This window comes from Streptomyces spectabilis, from assembly GCF_008704795.1.
Taxonomy (GTDB): domain Bacteria; phylum Actinomycetota; class Actinomycetes; order Streptomycetales; family Streptomycetaceae; genus Streptomyces; species Streptomyces spectabilis.
Window position 1 is genome coordinate 5,491,620 of record NZ_CP023690.1, and the last position, 18,823, is coordinate 5,510,442.

At 71.9% G+C, this 18,823-nt stretch carries 16 protein-coding genes; 7 read left to right on the forward strand and 9 right to left on the reverse strand.

Translation table 11 applies throughout. The features are described from left to right. Nucleotides 1-77: 77 nt before the first annotated feature. Both hemB and CP982_RS24060 read left to right on the forward strand, forming a co-directional pair. On the forward strand, nucleotides 78-1,067 hold the full coding sequence (gene hemB / locus CP982_RS24055) for a porphobilinogen synthase (protein ID WP_150512418.1): 990 nt from the start codon (nucleotides 78-80) through the stop codon (nucleotides 1,065-1,067). Nucleotides 1,068-1,157: 90 nt separating this feature from the next. After that, a complete protein-coding gene (locus CP982_RS24060; RefSeq protein WP_150512419.1) occupies nucleotides 1,158-2,123 on the forward strand; it encodes a zinc-binding dehydrogenase in 966 nt (321 codons plus the stop codon). A gap of 84 nt (nucleotides 2,124-2,207) precedes the next feature. Here the strand turns inward: CP982_RS24060 and CP982_RS24065 are convergent, their stop codons facing one another. The 3 genes from CP982_RS24065 to CP982_RS24075 all read right to left on the reverse strand — a co-directional run bounded on the left by CP982_RS24065 (nucleotide 2,208) and on the right by CP982_RS24075 (nucleotide 4,652). After that, nucleotides 2,208-3,089 (reverse strand): NAD(P)-dependent oxidoreductase, encoded by an 882-nt coding sequence (locus CP982_RS24065; protein ID WP_150512420.1) that lies wholly within the window; start codon nucleotides 3,087-3,089, stop codon nucleotides 2,208-2,210. A 199-nt stretch (nucleotides 3,090-3,288) separates the two neighbouring features. Continuing rightward, nucleotides 3,289-3,822, reverse strand: coding sequence for a DUF4232 domain-containing protein (locus CP982_RS24070; protein ID WP_150512421.1), 534 nt, complete (start codon nucleotides 3,820-3,822; stop codon nucleotides 3,289-3,291). 104 nt (nucleotides 3,823-3,926) lie between these two features. Then, entirely contained in the window at nucleotides 3,927-4,652 is a 726-nt protein-coding gene (locus CP982_RS24075; RefSeq protein WP_150512422.1) for a DUF4232 domain-containing protein, read from the reverse strand. 205 nt (nucleotides 4,653-4,857) lie between these two features. Between CP982_RS24075 and CP982_RS24080 the strand changes: the two genes are divergently transcribed. Continuing rightward, entirely contained in the window at nucleotides 4,858-6,273 is a 1,416-nt protein-coding gene (locus CP982_RS24080) for a helix-turn-helix domain-containing protein (protein WP_229879035.1), read from the forward strand. A gap of 112 nt (nucleotides 6,274-6,385) precedes the next feature. Continuing rightward, nucleotides 6,386-7,597 carry an aminotransferase-like domain-containing protein gene (locus tag CP982_RS24085; protein ID WP_150512424.1) on the forward strand — a complete coding sequence of 404 codons (1,212 nt, stop codon included), beginning with the start codon at nucleotides 6,386-6,388 and terminating at the stop codon, nucleotides 7,595-7,597. 54 nt (nucleotides 7,598-7,651) lie between these two features. Here the strand turns inward: CP982_RS24085 and argS are convergent, their stop codons facing one another. Further along, the gene (gene argS / locus CP982_RS24090; RefSeq protein WP_150512425.1) at nucleotides 7,652-9,409 is read right to left on the reverse strand and encodes an arginine--tRNA ligase; all 1,758 of its coding nucleotides are present in this window, start codon (nucleotides 9,407-9,409) and stop codon (nucleotides 7,652-7,654) included. A gap of 228 nt (nucleotides 9,410-9,637) precedes the next feature. On the opposite strand from argS, the gene lysS reads away from it, so the two are divergent. Then, complete coding sequence (gene lysS / locus CP982_RS24095) at nucleotides 9,638-11,401, forward strand: lysine--tRNA ligase (protein WP_184925767.1); 1,764 nt, start codon at nucleotides 9,638-9,640, stop codon at nucleotides 11,399-11,401. A 325-nt stretch (nucleotides 11,402-11,726) separates the two neighbouring features. Here lysS and CP982_RS24100 read toward each other — a convergent pair whose 3' ends face one another. Next, on the reverse strand, nucleotides 11,727-13,202 hold the full coding sequence (locus CP982_RS24100; RefSeq protein WP_170316481.1) for a DUF2637 domain-containing protein: 1,476 nt from the start codon (nucleotides 13,200-13,202) through the stop codon (nucleotides 11,727-11,729). A gap of 226 nt (nucleotides 13,203-13,428) precedes the next feature. Here CP982_RS24100 and CP982_RS24105 point away from each other — a divergent pair, with 226 nt between their 5' ends. After that, the gene (locus CP982_RS24105) at nucleotides 13,429-14,346 is read left to right on the forward strand and encodes a trypsin-like serine peptidase (RefSeq protein WP_150512427.1); all 918 of its coding nucleotides are present in this window, start codon (nucleotides 13,429-13,431) and stop codon (nucleotides 14,344-14,346) included. 76 nt (nucleotides 14,347-14,422) lie between these two features. Here CP982_RS24105 and CP982_RS24110 read toward each other — a convergent pair whose 3' ends face one another. Further along, nucleotides 14,423-15,319 (reverse strand): DUF3558 domain-containing protein, encoded by an 897-nt coding sequence (locus CP982_RS24110; protein ID WP_184925770.1) that lies wholly within the window; start codon nucleotides 15,317-15,319, stop codon nucleotides 14,423-14,425. Between the two features lie 135 nt (nucleotides 15,320-15,454). Further along, nucleotides 15,455-16,393: a DUF3558 domain-containing protein gene (locus tag CP982_RS24115; RefSeq protein ID WP_150512428.1), complete on the reverse strand. Its 939-nt coding sequence runs from the start codon at nucleotides 16,391-16,393 to the stop codon at nucleotides 15,455-15,457. 192 nt (nucleotides 16,394-16,585) lie between these two features. On the opposite strand from CP982_RS24115, the gene CP982_RS24120 reads away from it, so the two are divergent. Then, on the forward strand, nucleotides 16,586-17,779 hold the full coding sequence (locus CP982_RS24120) for an RtcB family protein (protein WP_150512429.1): 1,194 nt from the start codon (nucleotides 16,586-16,588) through the stop codon (nucleotides 17,777-17,779). Nucleotides 17,780-17,817: 38 nt separating this feature from the next. On the opposite strand, the gene CP982_RS24125 is transcribed toward CP982_RS24120, so the two are convergent. Both CP982_RS24125 and CP982_RS24130 read right to left on the reverse strand, forming a co-directional pair. Next, complete coding sequence (locus CP982_RS24125; protein ID WP_138961172.1) at nucleotides 17,818-18,027, reverse strand: hypothetical protein; 210 nt, start codon at nucleotides 18,025-18,027, stop codon at nucleotides 17,818-17,820. After that, nucleotides 18,024-18,812, reverse strand: coding sequence for an SDR family NAD(P)-dependent oxidoreductase (locus CP982_RS24130; protein ID WP_150512430.1), 789 nt, complete (start codon nucleotides 18,810-18,812; stop codon nucleotides 18,024-18,026). Before CP982_RS24130 ends, CP982_RS24125 begins: the two co-directional genes overlap by 4 nt. Nucleotides 18,813-18,823: the final 11 nt, after the last annotated feature.

Here is an 18,823-nt window from a genome sequence, read left to right on the forward strand (position 1 = left end):
CTGGGCCCCGGTTGATCGCGCTTCGCGCCCGTCCGTAGACACCGGACGGGCTTGAGACTTGTTGAGGTGCATGCGCAGTGACTGCATACGGTTCGTTCCCCGGCTCGCGGCCCCGGCGGCTGCGCACCACCCCCGCGATGCGGCGCATGGTCGCCGAGACGCGGCTGCATCCGGCCGATCTGATCCTGCCCGCCTTCGTGCGGGAGGGCATCGACGAGCCCGTGCCGATCGAGTCCATGCCGGGCGTCGTCCAGCACACGCGGGACACCCTCAGGAAGGCCGCCGTCGAGGCGCTGGAGGCCGGGGTCTCCGGGATCATGCTGTTCGGGGTGCCGGAGGAGTCCAAGAAGGACGCCCTGGGCACGCCGGGCACCGACCCGGACGGGATCCTCCAGGTCGCGATCCGCGATGTGCGGGCCGAGGTCGGCGACGACCTCATCGTGATGTCCGACCTGTGTCTGGACGAGACGACGGAGCACGGGCACTGCGGAGTGCTCGACAGTGAGGGCCGCGTCGACAACGACGCCACCCTCGAGCGGTACGCCGAGATGGCGCAGGTCCAGGCCGACGCGGGCGCCCACGTGGTCGGGCCGAGCGGGATGATGGACGGTCAGGTCGGCGTCATCCGCGACGCCCTCGACCAGACCGGGTACGAGGACGTGTCCGTGCTCGCCTACACCGCCAAGTATTCGTCGGCGTTCTACGGCCCCTTCCGGGAGGCCGTGGGGTCCTCGCTGAAGGGCGACCGCAAGACCTACCAGCAGGATCCGGCCAATACCCGTGAGTCCCTGCGGGAGTTGGCGCTCGACCTGGAGGAGGGCGCCGACATGGTGATGGTGAAGCCGGCCGGGCCCTACCTCGACATCCTCGCCAAGGTGGCGGAGCGCGTGGACGTGCCCGTGGCCGCGTACCAGATCTCCGGTGAGTACGCGATGATCCAGGCCGCCGCCGAGCGCGGCTGGATCGACCGGGACAAGGCGATCATGGAGTCGCTCACCGGGATCAAGCGGGCCGGGGCCAACATGATCCTCACCTACTGGGCGACCGAGGTGGCCCGGCAGCTCTGAGCCGTCCCCTGCGGCGCTTGACCTCAACATTGGTTGATGTTTCAGAGTGGTGTGTGTCAGGTCGTAGCCGCCCATGGGGGAGGACCACAGATGCACGCCGTCGTACTGCGCGAGTTCGGACCCGCTCAGAACCTTCGCTACGAGACCGTGCCGGACCCGGAGCCGGGGCCCGGCCAGGTCCGGATCGCCGTCCGGGCGGCCGGGGTCCACTTCATCGAGACCGTGATGCGGGCGGGGGCCGCGAGCGATCTCGCGCCGCCGCTGCCCGAGCTGCCCGCGATCTTCGGCGGTGAGGTCGCCGGGGTCGTGGACGCGGTGGGCCCCGGGGTCGACGGCTCCTGGCTCGGGCGGTCCGTCGTGACCGGGTCCGGGACGCCCGGCGGGTACGCCGAGCTGGCCGTCGCCGCGGTGGAGCAGGTCCATCCGCTGCCCGACGGGCTCGGGTTCCAGGACGCCGTGGCCATGGTCGTCACCGGCGCCACCGCCGTGGGACTGCTCGACATCGCCCGACTCACCGCCGACGACGTGGTGTTGGTGACCTCCGCGGCCGGAGGTGTCGGCCGTCTCGTCGTCCAGCACGCGCTCGCCGTGGGCGCCACCGTGGTCGGTGCGGCGGGCGGGGCCGCCAAGGCCGACGCCGTGCGCAAGCTCGGCGCCGAGGCCGTCGACTACCGCGAGGACGGCTGGGACGACGCCGTCCGCGAACTGCTCGGCGGCGAGCAGCGGCCCGTGACCGTGGTCCTGGACGGGGTCGGTGGGCCCCTGGCCGCCGCCGCCTTCGAACTCATCGGCGAGGGCGGCCGGTTCGTGTCCATCGGGTACGCCTCGCAGGTCGCCTTCACGCCTCCGCCGGGCCCGGTCGCGTACGTCGACGCGCTGCGCGCGCTGCTGAACCGGCCCCAGGATCGGCCCGGTTACGAGGGCCGTGCCCTGGCCGCTGGGGCGCGCGGCGAGCTTGTGCCTGCCGTGCAGTCGTTTCCGTTGTCTCATGCCGCCGAGGTGCATGCTGCGCTGGAGCGGCGGGAGACCACTGGGAAAGTGGTGTTGGTGCCGTGAGTGTTTTGTTCGTCTGCGGGTCTGATGTGGCTGGGCGCGCAGTTCCCCGCGCCCCTTTGGGGCGCCTCCATGCGGCGGCGGTTCTCAGTCCTGCTTGAGTAGTTCGGCCAGGCGGGAGAGGCCGTCTGCGCCGTGGCCCTGTTCGACCGCGCGGTCGAGCAGGGGCTGTACGCCCGCGAACAGCTCGTCGCTGACGCCCGCCTCCGCGAACGTCGCGAGCAGGTTGGGGAACGCCGCCTGGTTCACCAACAGGCTGGACACGTCCGTCAGGTGCTGCCCGGACTCCAGGGCCGCCGCGGTGCCGGGCACGAGGCCGTTCGTCATCGCGGTGACCCAGTCGGCCAGGAGCGGCGCGAACTCCTTCGGCGGCACGCCCGCCCTGCCCGTCAGGGCGAACGCCTGCGTCACGCCGACGATCATCCCGTACATGCCGGTGAGCAGCGACAGGTCCCAGAGCGCGGCGAGGCCCGCGTCCTGGCCGACCCACTTGGTGTCGGCCAGGGCCGCCAGCGTCTCGCGGTGCTCCTCGAAGGCCTTCTCGTCGCCGCTGTAGAGGATGTACGCGCCCGGCGTCGCGATCATCGGCGGGATGGCCATGATCCCGGCGTCGACGTACGCGATGTCGTGCTTCGCGGCCCAGGCGGCGAGCTCGCGGGCCTGGGCCGGGGTGCCGTTCGTGGTGTTCACCAGGGTCTTGCCGCGCAGCTCTTCGGCGAGCGGCTCGAAGACGTCGTAGACGTGGTCGTTGAGGGTGAGGCAGGCGATCACCAGCGGGGCGGCGGTGACCGCCGCAAGGGGCGTCTCGGCGGGGGTCGCGCCCTGGGCCGTGAGGGGGCCCGTCTTCGCGGCCGTGCGGTTCCAGACCGTGGTGGGGTGGCCCGCCTTGAGCAGGGCGGCCGCCAGGGCGCTGCCCATGTTGCCGAGGCCGAGGACGGACACGGGCGGCTTGGGGGACGCGGAGGACATGGGGGCTCCTTCGGGAAGGGAGGGGATCGAGGTGATGCCTCGATCCTCCGGCCCCGCGATCCTTCGGACAAGTACCGACTATTTAGTGGGGTACTTACGAACTGGTCAGTGAAGGCGCCGCGCCCGCGCACCAGGGGGATGTGGTGTGCGGGCGCGGCCGAGGCGAGTCGTACGGCTTGGGCGGACTGCCGGTAGGGGACTACCAGCGAAGGGCGTCCGCGGCCGTCGACTGCCAGTAGGTGACGTACGCGGAGGTGTCCACGTACACGCTGCCGCCCGGGAGCTTCGGGTGGGTCGTGGAGCCCACGCTGCCGGTCGCCGAGCGGTTGGAGAAGAGGACGCCGAGCTTCTTGGCGTCGTGGCCGTGCTCGCCCTCCGGCGACGAGGTGCCGATGCCGGCGTACGCGGACTGGCCCGGCTTCAGGGTGACGACCGCCTGCGGCTTGCTGTCCTCGACGATCTGGGTGGCGGACTGGGCCTCGTCGAAGCGCAGGTACGGGGCGTTGTACGCGTAACACGTCTTCGTGCCGGTGTTCTTGGCGGTCAGGAGCAGGTGGTTGATCGGGCGGTCGACCTGCTTGACGGTGACCTTGGTGTTGGCGGCGGAGCAGGTGACCGGGGCCGCGGCCTTGGCGGGGGCGGCGGCCGTCGCCGCCGTACCGGCGAGAGTGGTCAGGGAGAGCGCGGCGGTGAGGGTGAGGAGGGCGGTGGTGGTGCGGCGGTTCGTGCGCATGGTCGGTTCCGTCTCTTTTCGCGAAATGACTCGGTCGGTGTGGCCGGTGTGGCCGGTGTGGTCAGTGGGTGCGGTCCGGCCGGGCGGCCGGACGCGGAGGGTGGTCAGTTGAGCGCGTCGGTCGAGCTGGTCAGCCAGTACGTGACGCGCAGCTTGTCGTCCACGTGGACGCCCTTGGCCTGGAGCGCGGCCTCGGCCATCCGGTCGCTGCCCTCGAAGCCGATCTCCACGCTCTGCGCGGTGCGGCCCTCGCCGCCGCTGCCGTCACCGGCGGACAGGATCACTCCGGCGTAGCCCTTCCCGCCCGGCTTGAGGGAGGTGACCGCCTGCGGCTTGGTGTTCTCCATGACCGGCGGGACGGACTGCGCGTCCTCGAACTTGACCCGCGGATAGCCCTTCAGGTCGCACATCTTGGAGCCGGTGTTGGTGACCGTCAGGAGCATGTAGTTGAGGGGGCGCTGCACCGGCGTCGCGGTGATCGAGGTGTTGGCGGCGGAGCAGGGGACGCGGTTCGCCGGGTCGTAGGGGTCCGTCTCCTTGCCGCCGGTCGCGCCGCCCGACGCCCCGCCGGACGTGCCCTCGCCGCCGCTTCCGGAGGCGCCGCCGGAGCCCTCCCCGCCGTCGCTCGCGTCGGAACCATTGGCCCCGGATTCACCGTCAGTCTTGTCAGGCTGCTCCGAAGTGCCGCCCGTGGACGACTGCGTGGACTTCGCCGCGCCCTCGTCCCGGGTGCCGTCCTCGTCGTCGCACGCCGTGAGCGAGAGCGCGGCGACCGCGATCGTCGCGGCGGCGAACAGGCGGGTACGGGAGCGTCGGACGGGCGCACGCATGGCTGGTCTCTTCTCGTGTGACGGGGTAGACGCGTGCCGCTCGGCCGGACCGCGGCGAGCGGCGTGCTTGGATGACCAAAGCTTGTGCGGGGTTTCGTCCCAGCCGTTAGCCTCACCGCGGTGTTCGGGACGCTGGAATGTTCGTACCGGCTCTGACCTGGGGGAATACGTGTCACCTGGAACGGCGGCGTGGGAAGGAGAACACGTGGGGGCGGGCGATCTCGCGGAGCTGTTGCGAGAACTGAAGGGGCGGTCCGGGCTCAGCTACGGAGCCCTCGCCAAGAGACTGCACGTCAGCACGTCGACGCTCCACCGCTATGTCAACGGCACCGCCGTGCCGACGGAGTTCGCGCCGGTCGAGCGCCTCGCCCGGCTGTGCAAGGCCACTCCGGACGAGCTGATGGAGGTCCACCGCAGGTGGATCGTCGCCGACGCGACGCGCGGGCGGAAGGCGGAGCCGGAACCCGTACAGGAAGCCGAGGCCACGCCGGAGCCGGAGCCGGAGCCGGAGCGCGTGCCGGAACCGGAACCCGTGTCGTCGGAACCGGAACCGGAACCCGTGCCGGAGCCGGAGACGGAACTCGAAGTGGCACGGCGGCACGAGCCCCGGTCCAAGTCCCGTCTGTCACTGTCGCGCGGCAAGCGGCAGCGGCTCGGCGCGCTCGCCGCCGTCGGCGTCGTGCTCGCCGTCGCGGGCACCGCCCTCGCCGTGCACTCGGCGTCGGGGAGTTCGGGCGGCGGCGACGGCAAGCACGCCGCCGCGGACGACACGCCCCGCCCGGACACCGCGCGCTCGCCGTCGGGCACGGCCGAGAAGCAGCCGTCCGGCAGGCCCTCGCTCACCTCCTCGGCCAAGCCGCCGGAGAAGGACGAGGACAAGCAGGACGGCGGCCGTACGAAGAGCGGCCCGCGGGGCGGCGGCGAAGGCAGCGAGGGCCGCGCCCCGGGCGCGGGCGGCGAGGCCTCCGGCGGCGGCTCGGGCCGCGCCCCCCTCACCGTCTCCACGCAGCCCCAGTACTGGGACAACGAGTGCGGGCGCCCCTACCTCATCAACCGCCCGCCGGACCGGCTGCCCTCGCCGCCCACCCCGCAGGACGCCGCGGGCTGGGTGTCCGCGTTCGACGCGGTCTCGGCCGAGAGCCATGACGTGAAGTTCACCGTCCAGGGGACCGGCAAGGAGACCGTCGTCCTGGAGTCCCTGAACATCCGCGTCGTCGGCAGGAGCGATCCGCCCGCCTGGAACAAGTACCTCATGGGCTTCCTGGGCGTGGGCTGCGGCGGCAACGTGCCCAAGCACTCCTTCAACGCGAAGCTGGACCACGGCAGGCCCGCCCTCGTCCCCGAGGGCGACGACTTCCCGTACAAGGTGAGCGAGAAGGACCCCGAGACCTTCTACGTCCTCACCACGGCCAAGTCCCGTTACGTGCGCTGGTACCTGGAGCTTGAGTGGTCCAGCGGCACCCGGCACGGGACGGTCGTCATCAACGACGAGGGCAAGCCGTTCCGCACGAGCGGAGCCCCGGACGACCACCTCTTCGGCTACACCCTCGAAGGCAGGGAGTGGGTGAAGGCGTGGCGCCGCCCGAACGGGGAGGACGGCTACGAATGGGAGGGCAGGTAGCGGGCGGGCAGCGCCACGTCTGCCGGGCGGGCAGCGCCACGTCCGTATCGCGAAACGACTCCTGTATCGGCCACTCAGCCGCTTAGGCTGAGCGGAAAACTAAGGAGCGCCGATGACCGCCACCGCACCCGCACCCGCGCCCAGCACCGCGCCCGTCCCGGCCTTCGCGGCCCGCGCCGCCGCCGTCGGCGGCTCGCCCGTACGGGACATCCTCGCGGTCACCGCACGACCTGAGGTCATCAACTTCGCGGGCGGCCTGCCCGCGCCCGAGTTCTTCGACAGCGAGGGCTTCGCCGCCGCCTACCAGGCCGTCCTCACGGAGCAGCCCGGGCAGGCGCTCCAGTACTCCACGACCGAGGGCGAGCCCGCGCTGCGCGCCCGCATAGCCGCGCGGTACACCGAGCGCGGGCTCGTCACCGACGCCGACGACATCCTCGTCACGTCCGGCTCGCAGCAGGCCCTCTCGCTGCTCGCGACGGCGCTCGTCGAGCCCGGGGACACCGTGCTCGTCGAGAACCCCTGCTATCTCGCGGCCCTTCAGGTGTTCGCCTTCACCGGCGCGCACGTCGTCGCCGTGCCCGGTGACGAGCAGGGCATCGACCCCGGCGCCCTGGAGTCGCTGATCGCCGAGCACCGGCCCAAGCTCCTGTACACCGTGCCGACGTTCCAGAACCCCACCGGGCGCACCATGCCCGCCGAGCGGCGCGCGGCCGTCGCCGCCGTGGCCGCGCGGTGCGGGATCTGGCTCGTCGAGGACGACCCGTACGGGGAGCTGCGGTTCGAGGGCGAGCGCGCGCCGTGGATCGCCGCCCACCCGGGGGCCGAGGACCGGACCGCGCTGCTCGGCAGCTTCTCGAAGGTGATGGCGCCGGGCCTCCGGCTCGGCTGGCTGCGCGCCCCCGCCGCGCTGCGGCGCGCCTGCGCCATCGCCAAGCAGGGTGCCGACCTGCACACGCCGACCGTCAACCAGCTCGCCGCCGCCTGGTACTTGGAGCGGTACGACCTGGACGCGCACGTGGCGCGGGTGGCCGGGGTGTACGGGGAGCGGCGGGACGCGATGCTCGCGGGCCTGGCGGCCGCGCTCCCCGAAGGGGCCACGTGGAACCGTCCCGAGGGCGGGATGTTCCTGTGGGTGCGGCTGCCTTCCGGGTACGACGCCACGGAGCGGCTGCGGGACGTGGTCGCGCACGACGTGGCCTATGTGCCGGGGGCGCCGTTCTACGCGGGTGCGCCCGACCCGGCGACGCTGCGGCTGTGCTTCGTCACCCAGACCCCGGAGGAGATCGGGGAGGGCCTGCGTCGCCTTCGGCTGGGGCTCGCCTAGCAGTGGTCCGCCCCCGCCCACAGCGGGGCGGGGGCGGGCACAGCGTGACCGCTGCTAGAGGCGCTCGGGGGTCCTGATGCCCAGGAGGGCCATGCCCTGGTGGAGGGTGCGGGCCGTCAGGTCGCAGAGGAACAGGCGGTTCTCCACCTGGGCCGGGGTCTCCGCCTTCAGGACCGGGCACTTGTCGTAGAACGTCGTGTACAGGGACGCCAGCTGGTAGAGGTACGCCGCCAGCTTGTGCGGCGCGTACTCGGCGGCGGCCTCGAAGACCGTGTCGCCGAACGCGTCCAGGTGCAGGCCGAGGCCGCGCTCCGCCGGGGCCAGCTCAAGCTCCGCGTGCGCGGCAGGCGCGGTGTCGCCCGCCTTGCGCAGGATCGACTGGATGCGGGCGTACGCGTACTGGAGGTAGACGGACGTGTCGCCGTTGAGCGACACCATCTGGTCCAGGTCGAACTTGTAGTCGCGGCTCGGCGACGTGGACAGGTCCGCGTACTTCACCGCGCCGACGCCGACCTGCGCGGCCCGCTCCTGGATCTCGTCCTCGGTGAGGTCCTTCGCCTTCTCGCGCACGACCTCGGCGGCGCGCTGCACCGCCTCGTCGAGGAGGTCCTCCAGGCGCACGGTCTCACCCGCACGGGTCTTGAACGGCTTGCCGTCCGCGCCGAGCACCGTGCCGTAGCCCATGTTGTGCGCGGTGACGTCGTCGTTCAGCCAGCCCATGCGCCGGGCCGTCTCGAAGACCATCTTGAAGTGCAGCGACTGCCGCACGTCCACCACGTACAGGAGCGTCGTCGCGGCGAGGTCGAAGACGCGGTTGCGGATCGCGGACAGGTCGGAGGCCGCGTAGCCGAAGCCGCCGTCGGCCTTCTGCACGATCAGCGGGACCGGCTTGTCGTCCTTGCCCTTGATGTCGTCGAAGAAGACGACGAGCGCGCCCTCCGAGCGGACCGCGACGCCGGACTCCTCCAGGAGGCGGGCGGTCTCGGGCATCAGGTCGTTGTACGCGGACTCGCCGACGATCTCCTCGTCGCGGACCTCCATGTCCAGCTTCTCGAAGACCGAGTAGAAGTAGACCTTCGACTCGTCGACGAACCGCTGCCACAGGCCGAGGGTCTCCTTGTCGCCGGACTGGAGGGCGACGACCCGCTTGCGGGCGCGCTCCTTGAAGTCCTCGTCGGCGTCGAAGACCGCGCGCGAGGCCTTGTAGACCCGGTTCAGGTTCGACATGGCCTGCTCGCCGTCCGTGTCGGTCTCCGCGGACAGCTGGTCCGGGTTCTCGATCAGGTACTGGATGAGCATGCCGAACTGGGTGCCCCAGTCGCCGATGTGGTGCCGGCCGATCGTCTTCTCGCCGGTGAAGTCGAGCATGCCGCGAAGGGCGTCGCCGATGACCGCCGAGCGCAGGTGGCCTACGTGCATCTCCTTCGCCACGTTCGGCTGGGCGTAGTCGATGACCGTGGTGCCCGGCTCGGCCTTCAGGGGCACGCCGAGGCGGTCGCCGTCGGCCGCGCGGGCCGCGAGCGTCTCGGTGATCGCCCGGTCCGTGACCGTGATGTTCAGGAAGCCGGGTCCCGAGACCTCGACGTCCTTCAGGAGCCCGGGGGCGTCGATCGCGCCGACGACCTGGGTGGCGAGGTCGCGCGGGTTGGCCTTCTGCTTCTTGGCGAGCGCGAGGATCCCGTTGGCCTGGAAGTCGGCCCTGTCACTGCGTCGCAGCAGCGGGTCGGCGGGGGCTGCCTCCGGCAGGGCTGCCGAGAGGGCGTCCGCGAGGCGCTGGTGTACGGAGGCGGTGAGGGACTGGACCGAGGCCATGGAGTGGGTGCCGTTCTCCTCGAGGGTGCGGATAGACCTGGTCAGTATCCCACGGGGCGTCCAGCGGATTTCGCGCCCGCGGCGGGGCCGGGCGGGGGCGCTCCGCCGCAGGTGGGCGGGTGGGCGGAAAGGCGTTTTCGCGGTTGCGGGGCGACCTGGGAGAATGGGTCGGTCCAGCGGTACGCCCGTACGTACCGGCATCGAGGCAGGAAAAGAAGGGCGCCGATCGTGGCTCAGAGCACCGATACCACCGACTGGGTCTCCCGCTACGCGGACGAGGTCATCGCCGAGTCGGAGCGTCGTGCCGCGGGCGCGAAATCCAGCGCCGCCGCACCGGCGATCGTGGTGGCCTCGGGCCTGTCCCCCTCCGGCCCCATCCACCTGGGCAATCTGCGCGAGGTCATGACCCCGCACCTGGTCGCCGACGAGATCCGCCGCCGGGGCCACGAGGTGCGGCACCTCATCTCCTGGGACGACTACGACCGCTACCGCAAGGTCCCGGCCGGGGTCCCCGGCGTCGACGAGTCCTGGGCGGAGCACATCGGCAAGCCGCTGACGTCCGTGCCCGCGCCCGCCGGGTCCGCGCACCCGAACTGGGCCGAGCACTTCAAGTCCGCGATGATCGCCTCCCTGCGCGAGCTCGGCGTCGAGTTCGACGGGATCAGCCAGACCGAGCAGTACACCTCGGGGACGTACCGCGCGCAGGTCCTGCACGCGATGAAGCACCGCGCCGACATCGACGCGATCCTCGACCAGTACCGCACGAAGAAGGACCCGGCCAAGGGCAAGAAGCAGGCGCAGAAGCCCGTCGACGAGGCCGAGCTGGAGGCCGCGGAGGGCTCCGGCGCCGCCAGCGAGGACGACGGCAGCGGCGGCTCCGCCGGGTACTTCCCGTACAAGCCCTACTGCGGGCAGTGCGAGAAGGACCTGACCACCGTCACCTCGTACGACGACGACTCCACCGAGCTGGCGTACGTCTGCACGGCGTGCGGCTTCGGCGAGACCGTGCTCCTGAGCGAGTTCAACCGCGGCAAGCTGGTCTGGAAGGTCGACTGGCCGATGCGCTGGGCGTACGAGGGCGTGGTCTTCGAGCCGAGCGGCGTGGACCACTCGTCCCCGGGCTCGTCGTTCGTCGTCGGCGGGCAGATCGTCCGGCAGATCTTCGACGGCGTGCAGCCCATCGGCCCCATGTACGCCTTCGTGGGCATCTCCGGCATGGCCAAGATGTCCTCCTCGCGCGGCGGCGTGCCCACCCCGGCCGACGCGCTGAAGATCATGGAGGCGCCGCTGCTCCGCTGGCTGTACGCGCGCCGCAAGCCCAACCAGTCCTTCAAGATCGCCTTCGACCAGGAGATCCAGCGGCTCTACGACGAGTGGGACAAGCTGGAGGGCAAGGTCGCCGACGGCAGCGCGCTGCCCGCCGACGCCGCCGCGCACTCGCGCGCGGTGCGCACCGCCGCGGGCGAGCTGCCGCGCACGCCGCGGCCGCTGCCCTACCGCACGCTGGCCTCCGTCGCCGACATCACCGCCGGTGCCGAGGACCAGACCCTGCGGATCCTGGGCGACCTCGACCCGTCGGCGCCGCTCGCCTCCCTCGACGAGGTCCGGCCCCGGCTCGACCGCGCCGAGAACTGGATCACCACGCAGGTGCCGGCCGAGGCCCGCACGATCGTCCGGGCCGAGCCGGACGCCGAGCTCCTGTCGTCCCTGGACGACGAAAGCCGTGAATCGCTGCGCCTCCTCCTGGAGGGGCTCGACTCGCACTGGTCCCTGGACGGTCTGACGCACCTCGTGTACGGCGTGCCGAAGGTGCGGGCCGGGTTCTCCGCGGACGCCACGGCCAAGGAGCTGCCGCCGGAGATCAAGGTGGCCCAGCGCTCCTTCTTCGCGCTCCTGTACCGCCTCCTGGTCACCCGGGAGACCGGGCCGCGGCTTCCCACGCTGCTGCTCGCGGTCGGCGCGGAGCGCGTGCGCAAGCTCCTCGGCGCCTGACCTGGCCCCTGGGCCTCGAACCGGGCCCGGCGCGGGATGCCCTGCGCCGGGCCCGGGCCGTGCGGTTGCTCGGCGCCCGGGGCTGTGCCCACCCGTCCCGCCCTGCGGGACGATTGCCCACAGCGGGGTCGGGCCGGTCCCACCCGCCCGCCCCCGCCCGGGCCTCGCAAGGCTGGGGAGTTTCGGGTGGGCGGGTGGGAAAGGCCGCCGCGGTAGCGGTGGGACCACCCACTCGGTCGCGGCGCTGGGCGTCGGGGCCGGGCGGGCGAAGCCTGGTGTCACGGGTGGGCGGGTGGGAGAGAGAGCCCGTTCAGCCGCGCTCGGCTCAGGCGATGTGTTCCTCGGCGTCCAGGTCCTGCTGGTAGCGGTCCCGGAAGCCGCGCAGGTAGGGGCGCAGGGTGCTCTCCGTGAGGGGGCCGCCCGCCTGGCCCGTGACGCCGTACAGGTCCATCAGGTACAGGCTGAACTGGCGGGCGTTCGGATAGTCGCCCATCTCGCTCACGTACTTGCGGAAGGCGCTGAAGTACGCCTCCTCGCGCGTCATGTCGTCCGGCAGGCCCGGCGCGCCCTCGGCGGGCTCGGGCAGCGGCTCCGGCTCGTCGTCGGGCGCCTGCTCCGCGCGCGGGTTCGGGATCAGCTGCCCGTTCGCGGTGCCGTTCGCCAGCGGGCGGGTGCGGCCCGGACCCGACGGGACCCGGAACTCGGCGGCGTCCGGCTCCGCGGGGCGGGCGTACGGCCGCGCGCCCTCGAACGTCTCGTAGGCCTCCTGATCCTGCTCCTCGTACCACTCCTCGTACGGGCCCTCCGGGTCGTAGGGGAGCGGTGCCTCGCCCTGCGGGCGCTGCGGCTGCGGCGCCGCGAACCAAGGGCTGCCGTGCTGGCCCGGCGCCCACTGGCCGTCCGGCCCTTCCGGTCCCTCGACCCCCTCGGGCCGCCCAGGCGGCTGCGGCGGTGAGGGCTTCTGCAGCTCCACGGGCCGCTCGGGCTCGGGCTCGGCATGGACCTGCGGCGGTGCGGCGGCGGGGGCCGCAGCCGGTGCCGACGCGGGTGCCGGGGCCAGCTCCGGCTGCTGCGCGGGCCGCTCGGCCACGGGCACGGCGGTCACGGGCGGCAGGACGGCCGGTTCGATGCCCGCGGCGGCCAGGCCCGCGGGGGCGGTCTCCGCGAGCGGCACGCCGTAGCGGGCGAGCCGCAGCGGCATCAGGGACTCCACGGGGGCCTTGCTGCGCCAGCGGCGGCCGAAGCGGGAGCGAAGGCGCGCCTGGTAGACGAGCCGCTCCTGCTCCAGCTTGATGACCTGGTCGTAACTGCGCAGCTCCCACAGCTTCATGCGGCGCCAGAGGAGGAAGGTGGGCAGCGGGGAGAGCAGCCAGCGCGTCATGCGCACGCCCTCCATGTGCTTGTCGGCCGTGATGTCGGCGATCCGGCCGACCGCGTGCCGCGCGGCCTCCACCGCCACCACGAAGAGCACCGGGATCACGGCGTGCATGCCCACGCCCAGCGGGTCCGGCCACGCCGCCGCGCCGTTGAACGCGATCGTCGCCGCCGTCAGGAGCCACGCGGTCTGGCGGAGCAGCGGGAAGGGGATGCGGATCCACGTCAGGAGCAGGTCGAGCGCGAGGAGCACACAGATGCCCGCGTCGATGCCGATGGGGAACACCACGGAGAAGGAGCCGAAGCCCTTCTTCTCGGCGAGCTCGCGCACGGCCGCGTAGGAACCGGCGAAGCCGATGCCGGCGATGACGAGCGCACCGAAGACGACGACCCCGATGAGTATCCGGTGCATGCGTGTCAGCTGCATCGCCGCCACCCGCGAACCCCTCCCTAATCCGGCTGTTGCGAGCGACAGCGTGGCACATGTGTGCGGCCGAGCGTGAGCCGGTACCGCTGGCAGGGGCCGGGGCACACCCCTCGCCCCGTGTGTCACAGGTCGTCAACAGCGCCAACCGAACGGCGAGTTCCGCTCTCTTGCAGCACGGACGGAACGACCCCGCCCGCCGCCCGCATCAGCCGAGGAGACAGCCGCCATGCCCGAGACCGCCCCTTCCCGCACCCTCCGGCGCCGGGCCACGGGACTCGCCGTGGCCGGTACGGCCCTCGTCCTCGCCGTCCCGGCGCAGGCGACGGCCCTGACCGGGCAGGCCACGGCCGCGTCGGCCGACCCGGTCTCCGTCCTGAAGTTCACCGCCAAGGAGCGCAAGGACGCCCTCGCCTACTGGACGCCCGCGCGGATGACGGCGGTCGGAAAGTCCGTCGACCTCGGCCCGACCGGGCCGAAGGCCAAGCCGTGGCGCGGCCCCACCCTGAAGACCGTGGGGCGGCTCTTCTTCGTCAACGCCAGTGGTGCCGACACCTGGTGCACGGCCACGGCCGTGAAGAGCGCCAACCGCTCCGCCGTGATGACCGCGGCCCACTGCGTGCGCCGGGGCTCCTCGCCCTACAACACCAACATGTCCATGGTGTTCGTGCCCGCGTACCACAAGGGCAGGACGCCGTACGGCGCGTTCGCCGTACGGCAGGCCGCGACCCCGCGCACCTGGGAGACGGACTCCCGCAACGACATGGCCGCGCTGACCGTCGGCACCGACAAGAACGGCAAGAAGCTCACCGACGTCGTGGGCGGCACGCCCCTCGCCTTCAACCGTCCGGTCGGCGGCACCGTCTCCGCCCTCGGCTACTCGGCCACCCGCCCGCAGCGCGGCGAGGAACTCCTGCGCTGCACCGGTACGGCGAAGAAGGAGGACGGCCAGCAGGCCATCTCCTGCGACATGAGCGGCGGTTCCAGCGGCGGCCCGTGGCTGGCCGACTTCGACGCCACCACGGGCAAGGGCGGCGTCCTGGTCTCGGTCAACAGCGCGCTCGACTCGCTGACGCCGACCAAGATGTTCGGCGAGGTGTGGAAGACCACGGCCAAGAAGGTCTACGACCGGGCCCAGGGCCGCTGACGAGAGACGGCGATGGACAGGGAGCCCGGCCGCGCGGGGCGGCCGGGCTCCCTGACCCGCGTCACTGATCGAGCGGCTAGCTCTTGGGCTTGGCGCCGCCGTCGAGGGCCGCGCCCTTGCCGTCGCCGCCCTTCGGCTTGTCCTTGGCGTCACCCTTGGCATCGCCCTTGGTGTCGCCCTTCGCGTCGCCCTTCGGCTTGTCCGAAGTCGCCGGGGCGCCCGCCTTGTTCGCCGCGACGACCGACGCGGCGGCCTCCTTCGCGGCCTTCTGCGTGCCCTTGGCGAGGTCGGCCGCGTTCGGCTGCTCGTCGCCCGCGAGACCCGCGCCGTTGTAGTCGACGGTGACGACGGCGTTCTCCACGCGCGTCACGAGGGTCTGCTGCTTGAACGTCTCCTTGCCCTTGGTCACGTCGTAGCTGACCAGCGTCGCCTGGTCGCCCGTGCCCGGCACCGGCGTGGTCTTCACGCTCTTCGCGCCCTTGACCGCCTGCGCGTCCGCGACCTGCTTGGCGAAGTTGGCCTGCGCGCGCTTGGCGCCGCTGCCGAGGGACTGGTCGGACTCGAAGCGGTTCAGGGAGACCCGCAGCCAGCGGAACTGGGAGCCGTCGACGCCGTTGTCCTCCAGGCTCTCCCAGGTGCAGTTGCCCCGCGTGGACACATCGTCCGACGTGCCCGTCTTGCCCGTCTTGTCCTTGGCGGACGGGACGAGGTCGCCGAGCGTCTGCTTGGAGAGCGTCTTGCAGGGCTCGGGGAGCTTGGCGTACACGGCCTTCTCGACGGTCGCCGCCTCGCCGCCGGAGTCCTTCGACGCCGAAGCGGAGGGCTTGCCCGCGGAGTCCTTCTTGGCGTCGTCCGAGCCGGAGCCGGAGTCGTCGCCGCTGCAGGCGGAGGCGAAGAGGATCACCGGTGCGGCGGCCGCGCCCACCAGAACGCGGGTGAGTCGCTGGCGCTGTCGCTGTGCGGGTCGGTGCATGGTTCCTTCACTCGTGTTCGCTCGGGGCGTCCGTGCCGGGTGCGTACGGGCCACTGGGTCCGTTGGGCCACCGTACGCGGTGAGCGACGCAGGTGACCCGGCTTCCGGGGAGCCCGGACCGGCCTCCCGGACCTGTCAGCCGTCGAACCTGTCGGCGAGGTTATCGGCCAGTTCGCGCGCGTTGTCCTGCATTTCCTTGGAGTCCGAGACCTCGGTGCGGCGGGCGGGCTGCTCGTCGTACTCGACGGTGACGACGACGTTCGACGTGCGGAACACCACAGTCACGGTCCGGTGGCGGCTCGCCGACGCGGCGGTGGTGAGCACGTCCGTGAGGAACGCCTCGTCACCGAGGTCGTCGAGGGTGCGCGACTCCAGGCCCTCGGGGGTGACCTCGGCCTCCGCGGTGTCCCCCGGATCGGCCCCGTCGCCCTTGCCGACCTCGGCGGACGTGCCGCCCTGCGGCCTGGCGGCGACCTGGGAACCCTCGGCGCCGGCGGAGCCGGCGGACCCCTTGGGCTTCGCGGAGCCCTCGGGGGCATCGGGATCCTCGGGGCCCTTCGACCCCTCGGACCCGGACGGGGACGGGGACTCCTCGTCGTCCTCGTCGGAGCCCGAGGCCGACGGTTCCGGGACGTCCGCCTCGCGGAGCTTGGTCCGGTAGACCTGCTGCGCGCGGGCGTCGTCGCTCACGGTCCCGTCGTACGAGACCACGCGCTCGAAGTCGACGAGCAGGTGGTGCGTGGCGTCAGCCGACTCGACCTTCCAGCGGCAGCCCACGCGGCGGTCGGTGTCGTAGGTGACCGTGGGGGAGCCCGCGTAGGCCTTCTCGCGCCGGTCGGTGTCCTCGATCTCCTCGATGCCGGGCAGCATCGCGTCGAGCGTCGAGCTGTCGACCGCGCCGCAGGGCTCGGGCAGGGTGCGGTACCTGCCGGGCTCGGCCGCCGTCGTCGAGGCGCCCGTGTCGCCGGACTTGCCGTCGCCGCCGTCGTCGTGGCCCGAGTCGCCGGTGCAGCCGGCGAGCAGTGCCACGAGGAGGGCTGCGGCACCCGGTACATAGACCTTCCTCCGCTGCACCGTGCTGGCTCCTCTCGGTCCTGTCCGGTCCGTCCGGCCTGGTTATTGGGTTGCCGCCGGCGGGCGGCCGGTGGACACAATGTGTATCGCACGCGCTGCCGTGGACGCCGGTCCGTTTTCTTATTTGTTGACCTTGGCGCCGGTATTTGCGCTCCAGTGCTTTTGCTTTGGTTCCGGGGGAATGAGGACGGTATGTCGTACGTAGAGGTTCCGGGCGCGCAGGTGCCGATCCGGATGTGGGCCGATCCCGGCACGGTCGAGGACGTCGCGATGCAGCAGCTGCGGAACGTGGCCACGCTGCCGTGGATCAAGGGTCTGGCCGTGATGCCGGACGTCCACTTCGGCAAGGGCGCGACGGTCGGCTCCGTGATCGCCATGAAGGACGCGGTGTGCCCGGCGGCGGTCGGCGTCGACATCGGCTGCGGCATGTCCGCGGTCCGGACGTCCCTGACGGCCAACGACCTCCCCGGCGACCTGTCCCGCCTCCGCTCGAAGATCGAGGAGGCGATCCCGGTGGGCCGCGGGATGCACGATTCCCCCGTCGACCCCGGCGGCTTCCACGGCTTCGCCACGGCGGGGTGGGACGGGTTCTGGGGGCGGTTCGAGGGGGTTGCCGAAACGGTCAAATTCCGTCAGGAGCGTGCCACTAAGCAGATGGGAACGCTCGGAGGAGGCAACCACTTTGTCGAAGTCTGTGTGGATATGGAGGGCTCTGTTTGGCTGATGCTGCACTCCGGCTCCCGCAACATCGGCAAGGAACTCGCCGACCACCACATCGGCGTGGCCCGCGACCTGCCGCACAACCAGGGTCTGGTGGACCGCGACCTCGCCGTCTTCATCGCGGAGACGCCGCAGATGGCCGCGTACCGGAACGACCTCTTCTGGGCGCAGGAGTACGCGAAGTACAACCGCGCCATCATGATGGCGCTCCTGAAGGACGTGGTCCGCAAGGAGTTCAAGAAGGCCAAGCCGACGTTCGAGCGGGAGATCTCCTGCCACCACAACTACGTGTCGGAGGAGCGGTACGACGGCATGGACCTGCTCGTCACCCGCAAGGGCGCGATCCGCGCGGGCTCCGGCGACTACGGCATCATCCCTGGCTCCATGGGCACCGGCTCGTACATCGTGAAGGGCCTCGGCAACGAGGCGTCGTTCAACTCGGCCTCGCACGGCGCGGGCCGCAGGATGAGCCGGAACGCCGCGAAGAAGCGCTTCTCCACGCAGGACCTGGAGGAGCAGACGCGGGGCGTGGAGTGCCGCAAGGACTCGGGCGTCGTGGACGAGATCCCCGGCGCGTACAAGCCGATCGAGAAGGTCATCGACCAGCAGACCGACCTGGTCGAGGTGGTGGCGAAGCTCAAGCAGGTGGTGTGCGTGAAGGGCTGACGCCCCGAATCGCAGGGGCCCGGGCGCAGGCCCGGGCCCTACTTCGCGTGGGAGACCGCGTAGATCATGACGAAGGCCACGATGTGGATGCCGAAGAGGAAGTACGCCAGGTACCACCACACCATGCGTTCGTTCTTCTTCTCCTCGGCCAGGCGGCGGGACTCCTGTTCGTAGCGGAGCCGGTCGAGGGGGTCCGTGGAGTCGGGGGAGCCGCCGGGGGTGCCGGGGTCGTCGGCGGCGTAGGTCACGGCTGTTCCCGGTGGACCTTCGTGTTGGAGGCCTGGGCGCGGGGGCGGACCACCAGCAGGTCGACGTTCACGTGCGGCGGGCGTGTGACCGCCCAGGTGATCGTGTCGGCGACGTCCTCGGCGGTCAGGGGCTCGGCCACGCCCGCGTAGACCTTCGCGGCCTTCTCCGCGTCGCCGCCGAAGCGGGTGAGGGCGAAGCCCTCCGTCCTGACCATGCCGGGGGCGATCTCGATGACGCGCACGGGGGTGCCGACGATCTCCAGGCGGAGGGTTTCGGCGAGGACGTGGGCGCCGTGCTTGGCGGCGACGTAGCCCGCGCCGCCCTCGTAGGTGGCGTGGCCCGCGGTGGAGGAGACGACGACCACCGTGCCGTCGCCGCTGGCGGTGAGGGCGGGCAGCAGGGCCTGGGTGACGTTCAGCGTGCCGATGACGTTCGTCTCGTACATCTGCCGCCAGTCCTCCGGGTCGCCGGTGGCGACCGGGTCGGCGCCGAGCGCGCCGCCCGCGTTGTTCACCAGGACCGCGACCTTCTGGAAGGCCGTGGCGAAGGTGTCGACGGCCGCGCGGTCGGTGACGTCGAGCGCGTACGCCATCGCGCTGTGGCCCGCGTCCGTCAGCTCCGCCGCGAGCGCCTCGACGCGGTCCTTGCGGCGGGCCGTCAGGACGACGCGGTACCCGGCCTCGGCGAGGCCGCGCGCCGTCGCGGCGCCGATCCCGCCGCTGGCGCCGGTGACGACGGCGATTCCGGGCTTGCGGGAGGTGTCGGCGTGCGGCGTGGACGGCATGGGGGCTGCTC

What these genes read in the sequence shown, in the direction of transcription:
- CP982_RS24060 (WP_150512419.1), top strand. Translation starts at nt 1,158, where the DNA reads ATGCACGCCGTCGTACTGCGCGAGTTCGGACCCGCTCAGAACCTTCGC.
- CP982_RS24065 (WP_150512420.1), bottom strand. Translation starts at nt 3,089, where the DNA reads ATGTCCTCCGCGTCCCCCAAGCCGCCCGTGTCCGTCCTCGGCCTCGGC.
- CP982_RS24070 (WP_150512421.1), bottom strand. Translation starts at nt 3,822, where the DNA reads ATGCGCACGAACCGCCGCACCACCACCGCCCTCCTCACCCTCACCGCC.
- CP982_RS24075 (WP_150512422.1), bottom strand. Translation starts at nt 4,652, where the DNA reads ATGCGTGCGCCCGTCCGACGCTCCCGTACCCGCCTGTTCGCCGCCGCG.
- CP982_RS24085 (WP_150512424.1), top strand. Translation starts at nt 6,386, where the DNA reads ATGACCGCCACCGCACCCGCACCCGCGCCCAGCACCGCGCCCGTCCCG.
- argS (WP_150512425.1), bottom strand. Translation starts at nt 9,409, where the DNA reads ATGGCCTCGGTCCAGTCCCTCACCGCCTCCGTACACCAGCGCCTCGCG.
- CP982_RS24100 (WP_170316481.1), bottom strand. Translation starts at nt 13,202, where the DNA reads ATGCAGCTGACACGCATGCACCGGATACTCATCGGGGTCGTCGTCTTC.
- CP982_RS24105 (WP_150512427.1), top strand. Translation starts at nt 13,429, where the DNA reads ATGCCCGAGACCGCCCCTTCCCGCACCCTCCGGCGCCGGGCCACGGGA.
- CP982_RS24110 (WP_184925770.1), bottom strand. Translation starts at nt 15,319, where the DNA reads ATGCACCGACCCGCACAGCGACAGCGCCAGCGACTCACCCGCGTTCTG.
- CP982_RS24120 (WP_150512429.1), top strand. Translation starts at nt 16,586, where the DNA reads ATGTCGTACGTAGAGGTTCCGGGCGCGCAGGTGCCGATCCGGATGTGG.
- CP982_RS24130 (WP_150512430.1), bottom strand. Translation starts at nt 18,812, where the DNA reads ATGCCGTCCACGCCGCACGCCGACACCTCCCGCAAGCCCGGAATCGCC.